The organism is Agromyces sp. Root81, assembly GCF_001429165.1.
Lineage (GTDB): Bacteria > Actinomycetota > Actinomycetes > Actinomycetales > Microbacteriaceae > Agromyces.
The window spans coordinates 857,841-875,640 of the sequence record NZ_LMIR01000001.1 but is presented as its reverse complement, the minus strand read 5'-3'; the positions used below and the strand labels follow the sequence as shown (position 1 = coordinate 875,640).

The following is a 17,800-nucleotide window of genomic DNA, read 5'->3' as shown; positions in this document are numbered from 1 at the left end:
TCACCTCAACGGAAGGAAGCTGTCGATGGGCACTATTGACCCAGATTCACCGCTGGTCAGCGGTGAGCTCCAGGTCCTCCGTTGGGTGAAGCGGACGACGGAGGTTCTCCAGTTCACGTGGACACCAGGGCGTGAGGTTGACCCGCTGGATGAGGACCTTGTGGGCGTCGAGCACTTCGAGGATCAGCCGAAGCTCGGCCCGGCGGTGCTGTACGACCACCCGATGGAATCGTCGTACACGACATCCATCGAGAAGTTCACACGAAACCGGGACTCGGGCGTGGTGCGGATCGGCTCGCAGAAGAGCGAAGCGTCTCACGATCAGACGTGGTTTCGGCGACCGCCGCTGGACCCGGCCCGGCTGGAGGAGATCCTGGACCGGTTGCGAGCTGAACCGCCGAGTTACACGTTCTTCGACGAGTACTGGACGAGGGCCCAGTTTGAAGGGCGGCAGTGGTACTCGGTGCACGGCCTAGCGAGGCGGGACGATGGCCTCCATGAGGTGATCGTGCTCTGCTGCTGTCCCGACGACCCGCCCTCCGTGTCAGCTCGCGCGGCGCTCGCGCAGGTCGAGGCGGAACTCGGGTACGACTTCGCGGCAGTGGAGGTGCAGCGCACGTATGACACCGGCCCGGCTGTCAGCGGCATCGGAGCGCTCAGGATCGAGCGCAAGCTGGCGGCACCGTAGCCGACTCGTTCACGCAACCGACATCTGCGGCTCCTAGGGTGGAGCCGTGAAGCCGATTCGCAAGTTCACGGTCCGCGCGGTCATCCCACCCGAGCTCGGTGCGCTCGAAGAGCTCGCCGCGAATCTCCGCTGGGCGTGGCACGAACCGACCCGCCGGCTGTTCCAGCACGTCGATCCCGAGCTCTGGCAGGCCTCCGATCGCGACCCGGTCGCGTTCCTCGGCGAGGTCGACCCGGCCCGGCTGGCCGAACTCGCGGGCGACAGCGGCTACCTCGACTGGGCCGAGCGGGAACGCGCCGAGCTCCGCGAGTACCTCGCGGAGCCTCGCTGGTTCCAGTCGCTCGGGGCCGAGGCCCCGCGCACCATCGCGTACTTCTCGCCCGAGTTCGGCATCACCGCCGCGCTGCCGCAGTACTCCGGCGGACTCGGCATCCTCGCGGGCGATCACCTGAAGGCGGCATCCGATCTCGGCGTGCCGCTCGTCGGCGTCGGGCTCTTCTACAAGGCCGGGTACTTCTCGCAGTCGATCTCGCCCGACGGCTGGCAGCAGGAGCGCTACCCGGCGCTCGACCCCGACGGCCTGCCGCTCACGCTGCTGCGCGCGCCCGATGGCGCCCCGGTGCAGGTGACCCTCGCGCTGCCCGACGACCGCTCGCTGCACGCTCGCGTGTGGAAGGCCGCCGTCGGCCGCATCCCGCTGCTCCTCCTCGATACCGACATCCCCACGAACAGCGACGAGCTGCGCTCGGTCACCGACCGTCTCTACGGCGGCGGGGGCGAGCACCGGCTGCTGCAGGAGCTGCTGCTCGGCATCGGCGGCGCCCGTGCGGTGCGGGCGTGGACTGAACTGAGCGGGAGCCCCGCGCCTGACGTCTTCCACATGAACGAGGGCCACGCGGGCTTCCTCGGCCTCGAGCGCATCGCGACGTACATCGGTGAGGGCCTCACCTTCGCCGCTGCGCTGCAGCTCGTACGTGCAGGCACCGTCTTCACGACGCACACCCCGGTGCCCGCGGGCATCGACCGCTTCGACCGCGCCCTCGTGGAGCGGTACCTGTCGGGTTCGCTACTCCCGGGCGTCGACCCGGCCGACGCGCTCGCGCTAGGGGTCGAGCCCGGCGCCGACCCGGCGACGAGCGCGTTCAACATGGCCGTCATGGGGCTGCGGCTCGCCCAGCACGCGAACGGCGTCTCGAAGCTGCACGGCGAGGTGAGCCGGCGCATGTTCGGCGACCTCTGGCCGGGCTTCGATGCAGAGGAAGTGCCGATCACCTCGATCACGAACGGCGTGCACGCCCCGACCTGGACCGACCCCGCCCTGCTCGGCCTCGCCGAGACCCGGCTCGGCACGGGCGACACCGAGCACGCCGACTGGCGCAGCCCCGCGCTCGCCGACGGCGAGTTCTGGGCGGTCAAGCGCGCCATGCGCCAGCAGCTCGTCGACGATGCCCGGCGCCGGCTCGCGGCATCCTGGCGGGAGCAGCACTCCGGCGCCGAGCCGCCGAAGTGGGTGTCGCAGGTGCTCGACCCCGACACGCTCACGGTCGGCTTCGCCCGCCGGGTGCCCACCTACAAGCGCCTCACGCTCATGCTGCAGGACCCTCAGCGGCTGAAGGCGATCCTCACGAACCCCGAGCGGCCGGTGCAGTTCGTCATCGCGGGCAAGTCGCACCCGGCCGACGACGAAGGCAAGCGGCTGATCCAGCAGCTCGTGCAGTTCGCCCAACAGCCCGAGCTGCGGGGGCGCATCGTGTTCCTGCCCGACTACGACATGGGCATGGCCGAGAAGCTCTACCCGGGCTGCGACGTGTGGCTCAACAACCCGCTGCGCCCGCTCGAAGCCTGCGGCACCTCGGGCATGAAGGCGGCGATGAACGGCGCCCTGAACCTCTCGATCCTCGACGGCTGGTGGGCGGAGTTCGCCGGCGACGACTTCGGCTGGGTCATTCCCTCCGCCGATGCGGCAGGCGATGCAGGGGAGCGCGACGCCCTCGAGGCGGCGGCCCTCTACGACCTGCTCGAGCACCGGGTGGCGACGCGCTACTACGAACGCGACGGCGACGGCGTGCCGGTCGAGTGGGTGCGCCGGGTGCGCGAGACCCTCGCCGTGCTCGCGCCCGAACTCGGCGCCGATCGCATGGTGCGCGAGTACGTCGAACGTCTGTACCGACCGGCGGCCGAGCACTTCGCCGTGGTCGCCGCCGAGAGCGCGCGGGGAGCCCGCGAGCTGTCGGGCTGGGGTGCGCGGGTGCGGGCGGCGTGGCCGGGCGTGCACGTGGCGCACGTCGAGTCGGGCGGCATCGACGCACCGCACGTCGGCGACGAGCTGCAGCTGCGGGCCGTCGTCGAACTCGGCGAGCTCTCGCCCGACGACGTCACGGTCGAGGTGGTCTACGGTCGCAGTCGCGCCGACGAGACCATCGATGCCGCACAGCGCCAAGCACTCGTCGTCGCGGATGCCGCGGCGCAGGTCCGGCCCGGCCAGCACCTCTACACGGGGTCGGTCGTGCTCGACCGGGCGGGGGCGTTCGGCTATACGGTTCGGGTGGTGCCGCGGCATCCGCTGCTGCTCTCGACCGCCGAGCTGGGCCTCGTGGCCGTCGCGGACTGAGCCCGTCTCGGCCGACGCGCGGCGTCACGCCCTGTCACCCGTGCGGATATACGATCCGGCGCGCCGGTACTCGGCAGGAGATCTCGGGGTGGCGGCTCGTATATCCGCCGGAAGGACACTTCGCGCACCGGCCGCGACGCCAACCGTGGCCTGAGCTCAGCGGGTGCGGGCGATCGGCGCGTAGCGTCCGGCGGTGACGGCGAGCAGGTCGTCGGGCGCGAGCTCGAGGTCGAGCCCGCGGCGCCCGCCCGAGACGTAGATCGTCTCGCAGAGGATCGCCGACTCGTCGAGCACGGTCGGCAGCGCCGTCTTCTGGCCGATGGGGCTGATGCCGCCGACGACGTAGCCCGTCTTACGCTCGGCCACCGCGGGATCGGCCATCTCGGCGCGCTTGCCGCCGAGGGCCGCGGCGAGCGCCTTCAGGTCGAGCTGCATCGCCACCGGTACGATGCCGACCGCGAGCGCCCCGTCGACGCTGGCGAGCAGGGTCTTGAAGACGCGGTCGGGATCGAGGCCGAGTTTCTCGGCGGCTTCGAGCCCGTAGGCCGTGGCGCGCGGGTCGTGGTCGTAACCGAGCGCGGTGAAGGCGACGCCGGCCCGGGTCAGGGCGACGGTCGCCGGGGTGCCCGCCGAGGCATCCGCTCGCTTCGCCATCACTGCCCGCCCTCTGCGCGGTACAGGCGCATCGACTGGCCGCCGACCGTGATCGACGTGCCGGGGGCGAATGACCCGGGGCCGAGCGGCCCCGAAACAGGCGAGGCGGACGAGCCGAGCGCCGCCGCCGGCGCCTCCTCGGCGGAGTCCCACAGCAGGGTGTACCCGCTCACCTCGTCGTGCTCGGGCAGCACGATCTCGGCGCTCGATTCGTGCGCGTGCACGACGAGGAGGATGCGGTTCAGTGCCTCGGTCTCCGGTGTAGAGGCGGCGAGGAACTGGAGGGTGCGTTCGGCGGGGGAGTTCCAGTCGTCGATGTCCATGGTCTCGCCGTCGGCGTTGAACCAGTCCATCTGCGTGGCGCTCGGCACGGTCTCTCCCAGCCGTCCGAAGCGCATGGGGCGCAGCGCGGGGTTCTCAGCGCGCAGCCGCATCAGGTGCCGCGCGGTCTCGAACAGCTCTGGGGCGAACCGAGGGCGGTCGGCCGCCTCCCACGCCAGCCAGGTGAGCGGCGAGTCGTGGCAGTACGCGTTGTTGTTGCCGCGCTGGCTGCGCCCGAACTCGTCGCCCGCCGTGATCATCGGCACGCCCGCCGAGAGCAGCAGGGTGCCGAGCAGGTTCCGGATGCTCCGCCGACGCGCGGCCCGCACGACCGGGTCGGCCGCCTCGCCCTCGACGCCGTGGTTGTACGAGTTGTTCGAGTCCGTGCCGTCGCGGTTGCCCTCGCCGTTTCCCTTGTTGTGCTTGACGTCGTAGGCGGTGAGATCGGCGAGCGTGAATCCGTCGTGCGCGGTCACGAAGTTGAGGCTCGCAAGCGGCCCGCGCTCGCCGGAGAAGGTGTTCGACGAGCCTGCGAGACGCGTGGCGAAGCGGCCGATGCCGCTGCCCGCCGAGCCGGTGTCGCGCTCGCGGCGCAGGTCGCCGAGCCAGAAGTCGCGCATGCGGTCGCGGTAGCGGTCGTTCCACTCGGTGAAGCCGTTCGGGAAGTTGCCCGTCTGCCAGCCGCCGGGCCCGACGTCCCACGGCTCGGCGATGAGCTTCGACGCGCCGATCACCGGGTCGTCGAGCATGGCGCGCAGCAGCGGATGCTCCGGAGTGAACGTCTCCCGTGCGTCGCGGCCGAGCGTGGCAGCGAGATCGAGGCGGAACCCGTCGACCTGCAGCTCCTCGGCGAAGTACCGCATCGAGTCGAGCACGAGTCGCTGGGGTGCCGCGGCGGCGAAGTCGAGGCTGTTGCCGCATCCGGTGGTGTCGACGTAGTGTCCGTGCGCGTCGTGGCGGTAGTACGCGGCGTTGTCGATGCCGCGGAACGAGGTCGTCGGCCCCTCGCGCCCCTCTTCGGCGGTGTGGTTGTAGACGACGTCGAGCACGACCTCGAGCCCGGCCTCGTGGAGGCGGCGCACCATGCCGGCGAACTCGCGCCGCACTGCGGCAGCGCCGTCCGCGCGGGCCGCTGCGCTCGCATACGGCGCGTGCGCGGCGAAGAACGCGAGCGTGTTGTAGCCCCAGTAGTTGACCTTGCCCTGGCGCACGAGGCGCTCCTCCGAGACGAAGGCGTGCACCGGGAGGAGCTCGACGGTCGTGACGCCGAGGCTGGTGAGGTACTCGAGCGATGCATCGTGCGCGAGCCCGGCGTAGGTGCCGCGCAGCGGCTCGGGCACGGCCGGGTTGAGCTTCGAGAAGCCGCGCACGTGCGCCTCGTAGACCACGGTGCGGTCGAGCGGCACCTGAGGCTTGGCGGAGTCGCCCCACTCGAAGCCCGTCTCAATGAGCGATTCGAGGGCGACACCGCGCCACGAGCCGTCATCGGCGCGCGAGAGCCCACGGGCGTAGGGGTCCAGCAGGGTGTGCACGGGATTGAACGCGTGCTCGACGCCCGCCGGCCCGTCGACGCGCAGGCCGTAGTGGGCGCCGGGGCGGAGCTCGGCCGACTCGCCCTGCCAGACACCGTGCTCGTCGCGCACGAGCGGCGTGCGGGCGATCGCCCAGTCGAGGTCGTCGGCATCGAAGACGACGAGGTCGACGGATGTCGCGTGCTGCGACCAGACCCGGGCGATGCCGCCCTCGGCGCCCGCGCGAACGCCGAGCTCGTGCAGGGGATCGCGCTCAGGCATGCGATCTACAGTAGTTCGTGGAGGACGAGCGCCTCCCGAGTGGCTGCACACGTCGTGTCGCGGTGCTCGTGACGAGGAGAGCTGGAGGGCGAATGGTCTATCTCGACCATGCGGCGACCACGCCGATGCTGCCCGAGGCGATCGAGGCGCTCACCGCCGCGCTCGCCGTGGTGGGCAACCCCTCCTCGATCCACAGCGCGGGCCAGCAGGCCAAGCGACTGCTCGAGGAGTCGCGCGAGCGCATCGCCGCGACCCTCGGCGCGGACGGCATCGAGATCGTCTTCACGGGCAATGGCACCGAGGCCGTGAACCTCGCGATCAAGGGCATCTGGTGGCAGCGCCGCACGGTGGCTGGGGTCGCTGCCGGGTCGCCTGCCTCGCGTCGCCGCATCCTCGTGCCGGCGGGGGAGCACCACGCCACGATCGACACCGTCGAATGGCTCGTCGCCCATGAGGGGGCCGAAGTCGTCGAGATCCCGCTCGACGAGCTGGGCCGGGTGCGCCTCGACGTGCTCGCCGACGAGCTCGACCGTGACGCGGCATCCGTCGCCCTCGTCACGATGCTCTGGGCGAACAACGAGGTCGGCACGATCGAACCCGTCGAGCAGGTCGCGCGCCTGACCGCGCAGGCCGGCGTGCCCCTGCACCTCGACGCGATCGCGGCATACGGCCAGGTGCCGATCGACGTCCACGGCCTGCGCCGGGCGACGGACGCCCCGCGCGGAGCCGGGCTCGTCGCCCTCAGCGTCTCGGCGCACAAGATCGGCGGACCGGCGGGCATCGGCGCGCTCGTGCTCGACCGGTCGGCGGCGGTCGAGCCGCTCATCCACGGCGGCGGCCAGCAGCGCAAGGTGCGATCGGGCACGCAGGATGTCGCGGCTGCGGCGTCGTTCGCGGCGGCCGCCGAGCTCGTGGCCTCGCGCCTCGACGCCGACACCGCCCGCATGGCAGTGCTCCGCGACCGGCTGATCGCGGGCGTGCGCGACGTGGTGCCAGATGCGCGACTCTCGGGCGACATCGGCCCCGGGGCATCCGTTCGGCTGCCCGGCAATGCGCACTTCTCGTTCCCCGGGTGCGAGGGCGACTCGCTCCTCTTCCTGCTCGATGCCGCCGGCGTCGCGGTCTCGACGGGCTCTGCCTGCCAAGCCGGGGTGCCCGAACCGTCGCACGTGCTCATGGCCATGGGCCGCTCGGAGGCCGATGCCCGCGGCGCGCTCCGCATCACGATCGGGCACGGGTCGACCGGGTCCGATGTCGATGCGTTCCTGGCCGCGCTGCCCGCCGCGCACGCGCAGGCCGCCCGTGCCGGGCTCGCCGCCCGCGCCACCTCCTTCGACCGCGCCTGAACACGACTTCGGAGTTCTGCAGCCGTTCGGACGCCGCGGTGGGATCCGCTCCGAATCAGCGCGAATCTCCGAAGCTGTGCACGGAGTGGTCGAGAGGCGACCGCTGAACCAGCCGCGACCCGGGCTACGGGGCATCCGCTCAGCCGGCCTGCCTACACTGGAGGCATGAAGGTTCTCGCAGCGATGAGCGGCGGCGTCGACAGCGCCGTCGCTGCTGCGCGTGCCGTCGAGGCCGGCCACGAGGTCGTCGGCGTGCACCTGGCGCTCAGCCGCATGCCCGGCACCCTGCGCACCGGCAGCCGTGGCTGCTGCACGATCGAGGACTCGATGGACGCGCAGCGCGCCGCCAACGTGCTCGGTATCCCGTACTACGTGTGGGACTTCTCGGAGCGGTTCAAGGCCGACGTCGTCGACGACTTCATCGCCGAGTACTCCGCCGGGCGCACCCCGAACCCGTGCATGCGCTGCAACGAGCGCATCAAGTTCGCCGCACTGCTCGAGAAGGCGCTCGCCCTCGGCTTCGACGCCGTCGCCACCGGCCACTACGCCAAGATCGTGACGGATGCCTCGGGCAACCGCGAACTCCACCGCGCGAGCGCCGAGGCGAAAGACCAGTCGTACGTGCTCGGGGTGCTCACCGCCGAACAGCTCGCGCACGCCTACTTCCCGCTCGGCGACACGCCGTCGAAGACGCTCGTGCGCGCCGAGGCGGCCGAGCGCGGACTCTCCGTCGCGCAGAAGCCCGACTCCTACGACATCTGCTTCATCCCCGACGGCGACACGAGGGGCTGGCTCGCCGACAAGGTCGGCACCGAGACGGGCGACATCGTCGACCGCTCGGGCGCCGTCGTCGGCTCGCATGAGGGAGCGCACTCGTTCACCGTCGGCCAGCGCCGCGGCATGCGCCTCGGCACGCCAGCGGCCGATGGCAAACCCCGCTTCGTGCTCGAGGTGCGTCCGAAGGAGAACACCGTCGTCGTCGGCCCGAAGGAGGCGCTGGCCATCGGCGTCATCGCCGGGTCGCGGTTCTCGTGGGCCGGGCTCGCGCCCGAGCAGCCCGAGACTGCGTTCGAGTGCGAGGTGCAGATCCGCGCCCACGCCGACCCCGTGCCGGCCGTCGCGCAGCTCGTCGACGGCGAACTCGTCGTCACGCCGGGGCATCCGCTCGACGGCGTGGCGCCCGGCCAGACGGCCGTGATCTACGTCGGCACGCGGGTGCTCGGCCAGTTCACGATCGACCGAACGGTCAGCGCGGTTCCGGTCGACGCGTAGCCGCGTCTTGCAACTCTCGGTCGACGGCTCCTCGCAGTGTTGGCGGTCGCTCATAGGATTGGCGATGTGAGCGACATCTCCGGTGACAGCGGCCTTCCGACCGATTTCGACGCGGCGCGAGCCGAGGCGACCGTGCTCGCCGATCGCATCGAGGGTGCGCGGCTCGCGTACTACGGCGACGGCGACTCGACCCTCTCCGACGCCGAGTACGACGACGCCTTCCACCGTCTCGAGGCGCTCGAGCGCGCGTTCCCCGAACTCGCAGGTCAAGACAGCCCCACCCAGCAGGTCGGCGCGGCCATCGTCTCGGCGGGCTTCCTCGAGCACGAGCACGCCGAGCGCATGCTCAGCCTCGACAACGTCTTCTCGATCGACGAGTTCCGCGACTGGGCGACGAAGACCGCCTCAGCAGCGGGTCGGCCGGTGCACTGGCTCTCCGAGCTGAAGATCGACGGCCTCGCCATCAGCCTCGCCTACCGCGACGGCGTGCTCGAGACCGCGACGACCCGCGGCGACGGCCGGGTCGGCGAGAACATCACCGAGAATATCGACCTGATCCCGGCGATCCCGCACCGACTCGAGGGCGAGGGCTACCCTGCCTTCTTCGAGGTGCGCGGCGAGGTGTTCCTGCGCACGAGCGACTTCGAGGCGCTCAACGAGCGCCAGCACGAGCTGCAGGCCGCGTTCGAGGCCGAGCAGATCGCCAAGGGCCGGGCGGCCGACGAGATCCCGACGAAGTACCCCGAGTTCGCGAACGCCCGCAACACCGCCGCGGGCAGCCTGCGCCAGCGCCGGGAGAAGAAGAACGCCTTCGAGCTCTCGCTCATGCGCGAGCGGCTCGGCCGACTCGAGATGTACCTGCACGGCATCGGCGCGTGGCGCAGTGCCGCATCGACCCGGCCGGATGTCCGCAACCAGTCGGAGATCTACGCGCTGCTCGCGAGCTGGGGTCTGCCGGTCTCGCCGCACTCCCGCGTATTCGCCACGGTCGACGAGGTCGCCGGCTACATCGCCGAGCGCGGCGAGCACCGGCACGACGTCGAGCACGAGATCGACGGCATCGTCGTCAAGGTCGACGAGCTCGCACTGCACGACGAGCTGGGCGCCACGAGCCGGGCCCCGCGCTGGGCGATCGCCTACAAGTACCCGCCGGAAGAGGTGCACACGAAGCTCCTCGACATCGTGGTCGGCGTCGGCCGCACCGGCCGGGCGACCCCGTACGCGGTCATGGAGCCCGTCAAGGTCGCCGGCTCGACCGTGCGCCAGGCGACGCTGCACAACCAGCAGGTCGTGAAGGCCAAGGGCGTGCGTATCGGCGACACCGTGGTGCTCCGCAAGGCCGGCGACGTCATCCCCGAGATCCTCGGTGCCGTCGAGCAGCTGCGCGACGGCACCGAGGTCGAGTGGCACATGCCCGAGCTCTGCCCCGAGTGCGGCACGCCGCTGCGCGCCATGAAAGAGGGCGACATCGACCTGCGCTGCCCCAACGCGCGGTCGTGCCCCGCGCAGGTGCGCGGCCGCGTCGAGCACATCGGCTCGCGGGGCGGCCTCGACATCGAGGCGCTCGGTGAGGTCACGGCCGCGGCGCTCACGCAGCCCTCCGTTCCGGCTGAACCGCCGCTCGCGACCGAAGCCCGGCTCTTCGACCTCACGATCGACGAGCTCGTGCCCATCGAGGTCGTCGTGCGCGACGCGGAGACGGGCGAGCCGAAGGTCGACGAGGAGACGGGCGTGCCGGTGCGGCGTGCGCCGTTCCAGAAGCTCGGACCCGCGAGTTACCCGCCCGGCACCGAGACGATGACGCCGGCCGAGCGCCGTGCCGCCGGGGTGAAGAAGGACTTCCGGGTCGTCGGCCCGTCCGAGGCCGCGACGAAGCTCCTCGCCGAGCTCGAGAAGGCCAAGACGAAGCCGCTGTGGCGGCTGCTCGTCTCGCTCAACATCCGTCACGTCGGCCCGGTCGCGGCCCGTGCGCTCGCCGACTGGTTCGGCTCGCTCGACGCGATCCGCGCCGCCACCCGTGAGCAGCTCGCCGAGGTCGAGGGCGTGGGCGGCATCATCGCCGACTCGCTCATCGAATGGTTCGGCATCGACTGGCACCTCGACATCGTCGATCGGTGGACGGCGGCGGGCGTGCAGTTCGCGACCCCGGGGCATCCGGGGCCGGGCGCGGCAGCCGACGCCGGGGGAGTGCTGGCGGGTCTCACCGTCGTCGCGACCGGGTCGCTCGAGGGATTCAGCCGCGAGGGCGCGCAGGAGGCGATCATCGCAGCAGGCGGCAAGGCGGCCTCGAGCGTCTCGAAGAAGACCGACTTCGTCGCGGCCGGCCCTGGCGCCGGCTCCAAGCTCGCGAAGGCCGAAGAGCTCGGCATCCGGGTGCTCGACGCCGCGCAGTTCGCGGTGCTCGTGGCTGAAGGGCCGGACGCGCTCGACTGATCACGGGCGCGGCACCGGGGCGATGCTGGAGGGGACATGGCAGATGACGAGACCGAGCGCGGGTCCGATGAGTCACCGAGCGGCACCGGCGGGTCGAGCCGCCGCGACTTCCTGAAACTCGGCGGAGTCGCAGCCGCCGGAGCCGTGGTCGGCGGCGGCGTCGGGGCCGCGATTGGCGCCTCGATCGGACACGCGCTCGGCTACGAGGCCGGTGCCGACGACTTCGCCGCCTTCAGCCCCCGCGAGAAGGCGGGCTTCGACCATCTCGTCGTCGTCATGGGCGAGAACCGCTCCTTCGACAACCTGCTCGGCTGGCTGTACTCGACCGACGACCTGCCCGACGGGGCGCAGTTCGACGGTCTGGCGTTCGGCGACTACTCGAACACGGCTCCCGACGGCACGACGATCGCCGCCCACGTGTACGAGGGGGCGACCGACGAGATCATGGGGCGTCCGAACCCCGACCCGGGCGAGGAATACCCGCACGTCAACACGCAGATCTTCAACACGATCGACCCGCCCGGCAATGCCGAGCTCTTCGTGGAGCAGATGCAGACGCCCTTCAACGCGCCGAAGTCGAACGCGAAGCCCGCCATGGACGGCTTCGTGACCGACTACCTCGTCAACTACGAGCGACTCAAGAAGGGCACAGCGCCCGATCCCGGGGAGCTCGCGCAGATCATGGGCTCGTTCTCCGCCGAGATGCTCCCAGTGCTCTCGACCCTCGCGAAGAACTTCGCGGTGTACGACGCCTGGCACGCCGGTGTGCCATCGCAGACCTTCTGCAACCGCTCCTTCTTCCACGCCTCGACCTCGCACGGCTTCGTCACGAACAAGCACGGTGGTGGGTACACCAAGTGGCTCGACGCGCCCGCCACCCCGACGATCTTCAATCGCCTCGAAGACGCGGGCATCTCGTGGCGGGTCTACTTCGACGAACTCCAGCTCGTCTCGTTCACGGGCGTGCTGCACGCGCCGGTGCTCGAGAAGTACTGGCGCACCGCGCACTTCGCGACGATGGAGCAGTTCTACGACGACGTGAAGAACGGCGAGCTGCCGGCGTACTCGTTCATCGAACCGCGCATGACCTACAACCACAACGACTTCCACCCGCCGTTCGGCAGGCTCCGCGAGAGCGATGTCGACGGCACCGAGGTCGTCGACAGTGCGATCTCCGATGTCAGGGCGGGCGAGGCCCTCGTCCACGAGATCTACGAGGCCGTCAAGGCGAGCGCGTCCTCCGACGGCTCGAACGCGCTGAACACGATGCTGCTGATCACCTTCGACGAGCACGGTGGATGCTACGACCACGTGCCCCCGCCGTCGGCCACGCCGCCGGAGGTCGACGAGCCGGCCGGCGAGATGGGCTTCCGCTTCGATCGACTCGGATGCCGCGTACCGGCGATCGCCGTCTCCGCCTACACGCGCGCGGGCAGCGTGATCAACGACGAGATGCATCACGGCGCCGTGATCGCGACCCTGGCGAAGCTGCACGGGCTGAAGCCGCTCACTCGGCGCGACGCCGAGGCGAACGACATGTTCACCGCGGTGAACCTCGACACGCCGAGGCATCCGCTGACCTGGCCGTCGACGACCCCGCAGTACATCCCGCCGAACCCGCAGGCCGATGCCCCGCACCCCGGGCACGCGCACAAGGACAAGCCGCTGAGCCCGCCGGCACGCGGCCTGCTGGGGTTGCTGCTCGCGAAGTTCGGGCGCCCCGACGACGAGGAGCCCGAGACCTACGCCGACGCGTACGAGCTCCTGCAGAAGTACGGCATCGGGCTGTTCGGCGAGCCCCGATAGAATCGATGCATCCCCATCCCGAGACGACGGAGCAGCATGTCCGAAATCACTGCGGAGCAGGTCGCGCATCTCGCGAACCTCGCCCGCATCGCGCTCACCGATGAAGAGATCGGCCACCTCACCACGGAGCTCGGCCAGATCATGCACGCGGTCGAGAAGGTGAGCGAGGTCGCCACGCCCGACGTGCCGCCGACGAGCCACCCGATCCCGATGCAGAACGTCTTCCGCGACGACGTCGTGGGCACGACCGTGCTCACCGCAGACGAGGCGCTCGCGGGCGCCCCCGAGTCCGACGACTCGCGATTCAAGGTCTCGGCCATCCTGGGAGAAGAGCAGTGAGCGACGAACTGATCCGCCTGTCGGCGGCCGCACTCGGCGAGAAGCTCGCCGCCGGCGAGGTCTCCTCGGTCGAGGCCACCCGCGCGCACCTCGATCGCATCGCCGCGGTCGACGGTGCCGTGCACGCGTTCCTGCACGTCGAGGGCGAGCGCGCCATCGAGACGGCTGCCGAGATCGACCGCCGGCGTGCCGCCGGCGCACCCCTCGGCCCGCTCGCGGGCGTGCCGATCGCGATCAAGGACGTGCTCGTCACGAAGGGCATGCCGTCCACGTCGGGCTCCCGCATCCTCGAGGGCTGGATCCCGCCGTACGATGCGACGCCCGTCACGAAGGTGCGCGAGGCGGGCATGATCCCCCTCGGCAAGACCAACATGGACGAGTTCGCCATGGGCTCGTCGACCGAGCACTCGGCGTACGGTCCGACCCACAACCCCTGGGACCTCGACCGCATCCCCGGCGGCTCCGGCGGCGGCTCCGCGGCATCCGTCGCGGCGTTCGAAGCACCCCTCGCGCTCGGCTCCGACACCGGCGGCTCGATCCGCCAGCCTGCGCATGTCACCGGCACCGTCGGCGTGAAGCCGACGTACGGCGCGGTCAGCCGCTACGGCTCGATCGCCCTGGCCTCCTCGCTCGACCAGATCGGCCCCGTCACGCGCACCGTGCTCGACGCGGCCCTCCTCCACGACGTGATCGCCGGGCACGACCCGCTCGACTCCACGTCGATCCCCGAGGCGTGGCCGTCGATGGCCGACGCGGTGCGGCGAGCGGATGTCTCCGGCCTCCGCATCGGCGTCATCAAGGAACTCGACGGCGAGGGCTTCCAGGCCGGCGTGCGTCAGCGCTTCCACGAGTCGCTCGAGCTGCTCGAGAAGAACGGCGCCGAGATCGTCGAGGTCTCCGCACCTCACTTCGAGTACTCCATCGCGGCGTACTACCTGATCCTCCCGGCCGAGGCGTCGTCGAACCTCGCGAAGTTCGACTCGGTGCGCTTCGGCCTCCGGGTCACGCCCGAGGGCGGCGGCACCGTCGAGCAGGTCATGTCGGCCACGCGCGAGGCGGGCTTCGGTCCCGAGGTGAAGCGCCGCATCATCCTCGGCACCTACGCACTCTCTGCGGGCTACTACGACGCCTACTACGGCTCCGCGCAGAAAGTGCGCACGCTCGTGCAGCGCGACTTCGACGCGGCGTTCGCGAACGTCGACGTGCTCGCGTCGCCGACCGCGCCGACGACCGCGTTCAAGTTCGGCGAGAAGCTCGCCGACCCCGTATCGATGTACCTGAACGACATCGCGACGATCCCCGCGAACCTCGCCGGCGTGCCCGGCATCTCGCTGCCGTCGGGCCTCGCGCCCGAAGACGGCCTGCCCGTCGGCATCCAGTTCCTGGCGCCGGCGCGTGAGGACGCGCGTCTCTACAACGTCGGTGCCGCACTCGAGCAGCTGCTCGAAGCGCGTTGGGGCGGACCGCTCCTCGCGCAGGCCCCCGACCTCTCCGCCCATGAGCTCACCGCGACCGAGGAAGGCGCACTCTGATGGCCCGCGCTGAACTGATGGACTTCGACAAGGCCCTCGAACTCTTCGAACCGGTCATCGGCCTCGAGGTGCACGTCGAGCTGAACACCACGACCAAGATGTTCTCCTCGGCCCCGAACCCGGCGAACTCGCAGTTCCACGGAGCCGAGCCGAACACGCTCATCACGCCCGTCTGCCTCGGCCTGCCGGGTTCGCTGCCCGTGGTCAACGGCGACGCCGTGAAGTATTCGATCAGCCTGGGCCTCGCGCTCGGCTGCGAGATCGCGCCGTCGAGCCGGTTCGCACGCAAGAACTACTTCTACCCCGACCTCGCGAAGAACTACCAGATCTCGCAGTACGACGAGCCGATCGCGTTCGACGGCGAGGTCGAGGTCGAGCTCGAGAACGGCCGCGTCTTCACGGTGCCGATCGAGCGCGCGCACATGGAGGAGGATGCGGGCAAGCTCACGCACGTGGGCGGCTCGACCGGCCGCATCCAGGGCGCCGAGTACTCGCTCGTCGACTACAACCGCGCCGGCGTTCCGCTCGTCGAGATCGTGACGCGTCCGATCTTCGGCGGCGAGGCCGACACCCCGGCGCTCGCGAAGGCGTACGTCGCCACGATCCGCGACATCGTGCTCTCGCTCGGCATCTCCGAGGCGCGCATGGAGCGCGGCAACCTCCGCTGCGACGCGAACGTCTCGCTTCGGCCGCGCGGCCAGGAGAAGCTCGGCACCCGCACCGAGACGAAGAACGTCAACTCGATGCGCTCGGTGGAGCGCGCCGTGCGCTACGAGATCCAGCGTCAGGCGGCCATCCTCGCGGGCGGCGGCACGATCATCCAGGAGACGCGCCACTGGCACGAGGACACCGGTGCCACGAGCGCCGGCCGTCCGAAGTCCGACGCCGACGACTACCGCTACTTCCCCGAGCCCGACCTGCTGCCGGTCGTGCCCTCGAAGGAGCTCGTCGACGAGCTGCGCGCCGCGCTGCCCGAAGCGCCCGCCGCGCGCCGCCGACGCCTGAAGTCCGAGTGGGGCTTCAGTGACGACGAGTTCCAGATCGTGGCGAACTCGGGCATGCTGAACGAGCTGGCCGAGACCGTCGCGGCTGGCGCGACGCCCGCCGCCGCGCGCAAGTGGTGGACGGGTGAGATCGCCCGTCTCGCGAATGCCGCCGACGTCGACGCGTCGGGCCTCGTGTCGCCCGAGCACGTCGCCGAACTCGCGCAGCTCGTCGACTCCGGCACGCTCACCGACCGCTTGGCCCGCCAGGTGCTCGAGGGCGTCATCGCCGGCGAGGGCTCGCCGCAGCAGGTCGTCGACGCGCGCGGCCTCGCGGTCGTCTCCGACGACGGCGCGCTGATCGCCGCCATCGACGAGGCGCTCGCGTCGCAGCCCGACGTGCTCGCGAAGATCCGCGACGGCAAGGTGCAGGCGGCCGGCGCGGTCATCGGTGCGGTCATGAAGGCGATGCAGGGCAAGGCCGACGCTGCTCGCGTACGCGAGCTCGTGCTCGAGCGCGCTCAGGCCTGATCAGGCGCGGTCGCGTCGCTCGACTCCGACTCGTTCAGGCGAGCGAGCGATGCGGCCGTTCCGATCGCTAGAGCGCGACGGTGGTCGGGCCGCGCTCGCGCAGGCGCGCGGGCAGCGGGCGCAGGAGGAGTACGGCCGCCGTGAGCAGGATCGCGCTCGACGCGGCGACGACGAAGTCGAGACCGAAGACGATCACGGCGAACGGCGGTACGACCATGCACGCGGCGGCGAGTCCGGCCGACCAGTCGGGCACGCGGTTCCCGTGGCTCGGCAACGGGCGCTCCAATCGGCCGAACAGCATCGAGATCCCGGCGAGCACCCCGACCATGACGAGGAAGATCACCGGCCGGGTCAACCACCATTCGGCGGAGCCGGCCGACGGTGACGGCAGGGGCGTGAGCAGCAGCAGGCCGATCACGAGCGCGAGCACCGGCAGGTGCCACAGGTAGATCGTCATCAAGCGGGATCCGACCGTCGCGACCACCGCGCGTACCACCCGCACGGTCATCAGGCGCGCGAGCGCCGGATGCACGAGGACGAGCAGGCACGTCTGTCCGACGGCGAGTGCGACGATCGCGAAGGTCGGCGGATTGAGATTGTCGAGCATGTTACCGGGGTATCCGATTCCGACGAGGCCGACGAGCAGGAGGTAGGCACTGCCGCCGATCGCCGCGACGATGACCTTCGACCGGGCGCGGAACCATCCGTCGGCCATCCAGAAACCCAGCTGCTGCACGAACAACCAGACGAACGTCATGTTCAGGAGTCCGAGTGCTTCGATGCCGGTCGCGAAGCGCAGCACGTCGAATGTCAGCGCGCCGGCTGCCAGGGTCGCAAGCGTCCGCCAGGGCGCCATGGAGTGGAACGTCGCGAGCCCGGGGAGGGAGGCCTGCGCGAAGGCGTACGCCGCGAGGAACCAGAGCGGTGACGAGATTCCCATGCCGATGAGCCGGACCGCAACGGGATCGACACCGGTGAGGTGCATCACGAGTATGGCGAGGGCGAGCGCGGCGAACAGCGCGATCGACGGGCGCGCGAGCCTGAGGATGCGAGAGCGGATGAAGTCGGCCGCCGACCCTCCGGATGCCTCGAGGCGCCGCCAAGCGCCGATGCCGGCGAATCCGCCGACCACGAAGAACAGCGGCATGACCTGTGCGATCCACGTGACCGGGCCGATCCAGTTCGTCTCGAGGAGTGTGCGCTCGACCACCAGTCCGCGACCGGGAACGACCGCCGCGCCGATCATCAGCATGTGGCCCACGACCACGAGTGCGACGCACAGCACGCGCACGAGATCGATGACGGGATCACGCGCGGTTGCGCCGGGCGCGAACCCGGTGGGATGCGGTGCGCTCGATTCGCTCACGACCCCTCCGACTACTTCGTCCGGCCCTATGGCAATTCTGGCACGCTCACGGTGCTACGACCCCGGTGACGTGGCCGACGCGATGCGAGCGGCGCGCACCCGATTCACAGCACGCTCAATGCTGT

12 protein-coding genes are annotated in these 17,800 nt (G+C 70.7%); 9 read left to right on the top strand and 3 right to left on the bottom strand.

Translation table 11 applies throughout. From position 1 onward, the window contains the following. The first annotated feature begins 25 nt into the window (after nt 1-25). Both ASE14_RS04200 and glgP read left to right on the top strand, forming a co-directional pair. On the top strand, nt 26-688 hold the full coding sequence (locus tag ASE14_RS04200) for a hypothetical protein (protein ID WP_056651085.1): 663 nt from the start codon (nt 26-28) through the stop codon (nt 686-688). Nucleotides 689-734: 46 nt separating this feature from the next. Next, nucleotides 735-3,299: an alpha-glucan family phosphorylase gene (gene glgP, locus ASE14_RS04195; RefSeq protein ID WP_056651080.1), complete on the top strand. Its 2,565-nt coding sequence runs from the start codon at nt 735-737 to the stop codon at nt 3,297-3,299. A gap of 156 nt (nt 3,300-3,455) precedes the next feature. Here glgP and ybaK read toward each other — a convergent pair whose 3' ends face one another. After that, the gene (gene ybaK / locus ASE14_RS04190; protein WP_056651077.1) at nt 3,456-3,953 is read right to left on the bottom strand and encodes a Cys-tRNA(Pro) deacylase; all 498 of its coding nucleotides are present in this window, start codon (nt 3,951-3,953) and stop codon (nt 3,456-3,458) included. Beyond that, the gene (glgX, locus tag ASE14_RS04185; protein ID WP_056651073.1) at nt 3,953-6,067 is read right to left on the bottom strand and encodes a glycogen debranching protein GlgX; all 2,115 of its coding nucleotides are present in this window, start codon (nt 6,065-6,067) and stop codon (nt 3,953-3,955) included. The genes ybaK and glgX overlap by 1 nt, the downstream gene beginning before the upstream one ends. Nucleotides 6,068-6,159: 92 nt before the next feature. On the opposite strand from glgX, the gene ASE14_RS04180 reads away from it, so the two are divergent. From ASE14_RS04180 to gatB, 7 genes are all read left to right on the top strand, one after another. Further along, complete coding sequence (locus ASE14_RS04180) at nt 6,160-7,413, top strand: cysteine desulfurase family protein (protein WP_056651070.1); 1,254 nt, start codon at nt 6,160-6,162, stop codon at nt 7,411-7,413. A 165-nt stretch (nt 7,414-7,578) separates the two neighbouring features. Next, nucleotides 7,579-8,685 carry a tRNA 2-thiouridine(34) synthase MnmA gene (mnmA, locus tag ASE14_RS04175; protein WP_082600047.1) on the top strand — a complete coding sequence of 369 codons (1,107 nt, stop codon included), beginning with the start codon at nt 7,579-7,581 and terminating at the stop codon, nt 8,683-8,685. A 66-nt stretch (nt 8,686-8,751) separates the two neighbouring features. Continuing rightward, a complete protein-coding gene (ligA, locus tag ASE14_RS04170; RefSeq protein WP_369816448.1) occupies nt 8,752-11,118 on the top strand; it encodes an NAD-dependent DNA ligase LigA in 2,367 nt (788 codons plus the stop codon). Nucleotides 11,119-11,154: 36 nt separating this feature from the next. Then, nucleotides 11,155-12,924 (top strand): alkaline phosphatase family protein, encoded by a 1,770-nt coding sequence (locus ASE14_RS04165; RefSeq protein ID WP_056651066.1) that lies wholly within the window; start codon nt 11,155-11,157, stop codon nt 12,922-12,924. A 36-nt stretch (nt 12,925-12,960) separates the two neighbouring features. Then, complete coding sequence (gene gatC / locus ASE14_RS04160) at nt 12,961-13,263, top strand: Asp-tRNA(Asn)/Glu-tRNA(Gln) amidotransferase subunit GatC (RefSeq protein ID WP_056651063.1); 303 nt, start codon at nt 12,961-12,963, stop codon at nt 13,261-13,263. Further along, a complete protein-coding gene (gatA, locus tag ASE14_RS04155; protein WP_056651056.1) occupies nt 13,260-14,795 on the top strand; it encodes an Asp-tRNA(Asn)/Glu-tRNA(Gln) amidotransferase subunit GatA in 1,536 nt (511 codons plus the stop codon). The genes gatC and gatA overlap by 4 nt, the downstream gene beginning before the upstream one ends. Further along, a complete protein-coding gene (gene gatB, locus ASE14_RS04150; RefSeq protein ID WP_056651051.1) occupies nt 14,795-16,309 on the top strand; it encodes an Asp-tRNA(Asn)/Glu-tRNA(Gln) amidotransferase subunit GatB in 1,515 nt (504 codons plus the stop codon). Before gatA ends, gatB begins: the two co-directional genes overlap by 1 nt. Before the next feature lie 67 nt (nt 16,310-16,376). On the opposite strand, the gene ASE14_RS04145 is transcribed toward gatB, so the two are convergent. Beyond that, nucleotides 16,377-17,675 (bottom strand): acyltransferase, encoded by a 1,299-nt coding sequence (locus tag ASE14_RS04145; RefSeq protein WP_056651047.1) that lies wholly within the window; start codon nt 17,673-17,675, stop codon nt 16,377-16,379. Between the last annotated feature and the right edge of the window lie 125 nt (nt 17,676-17,800).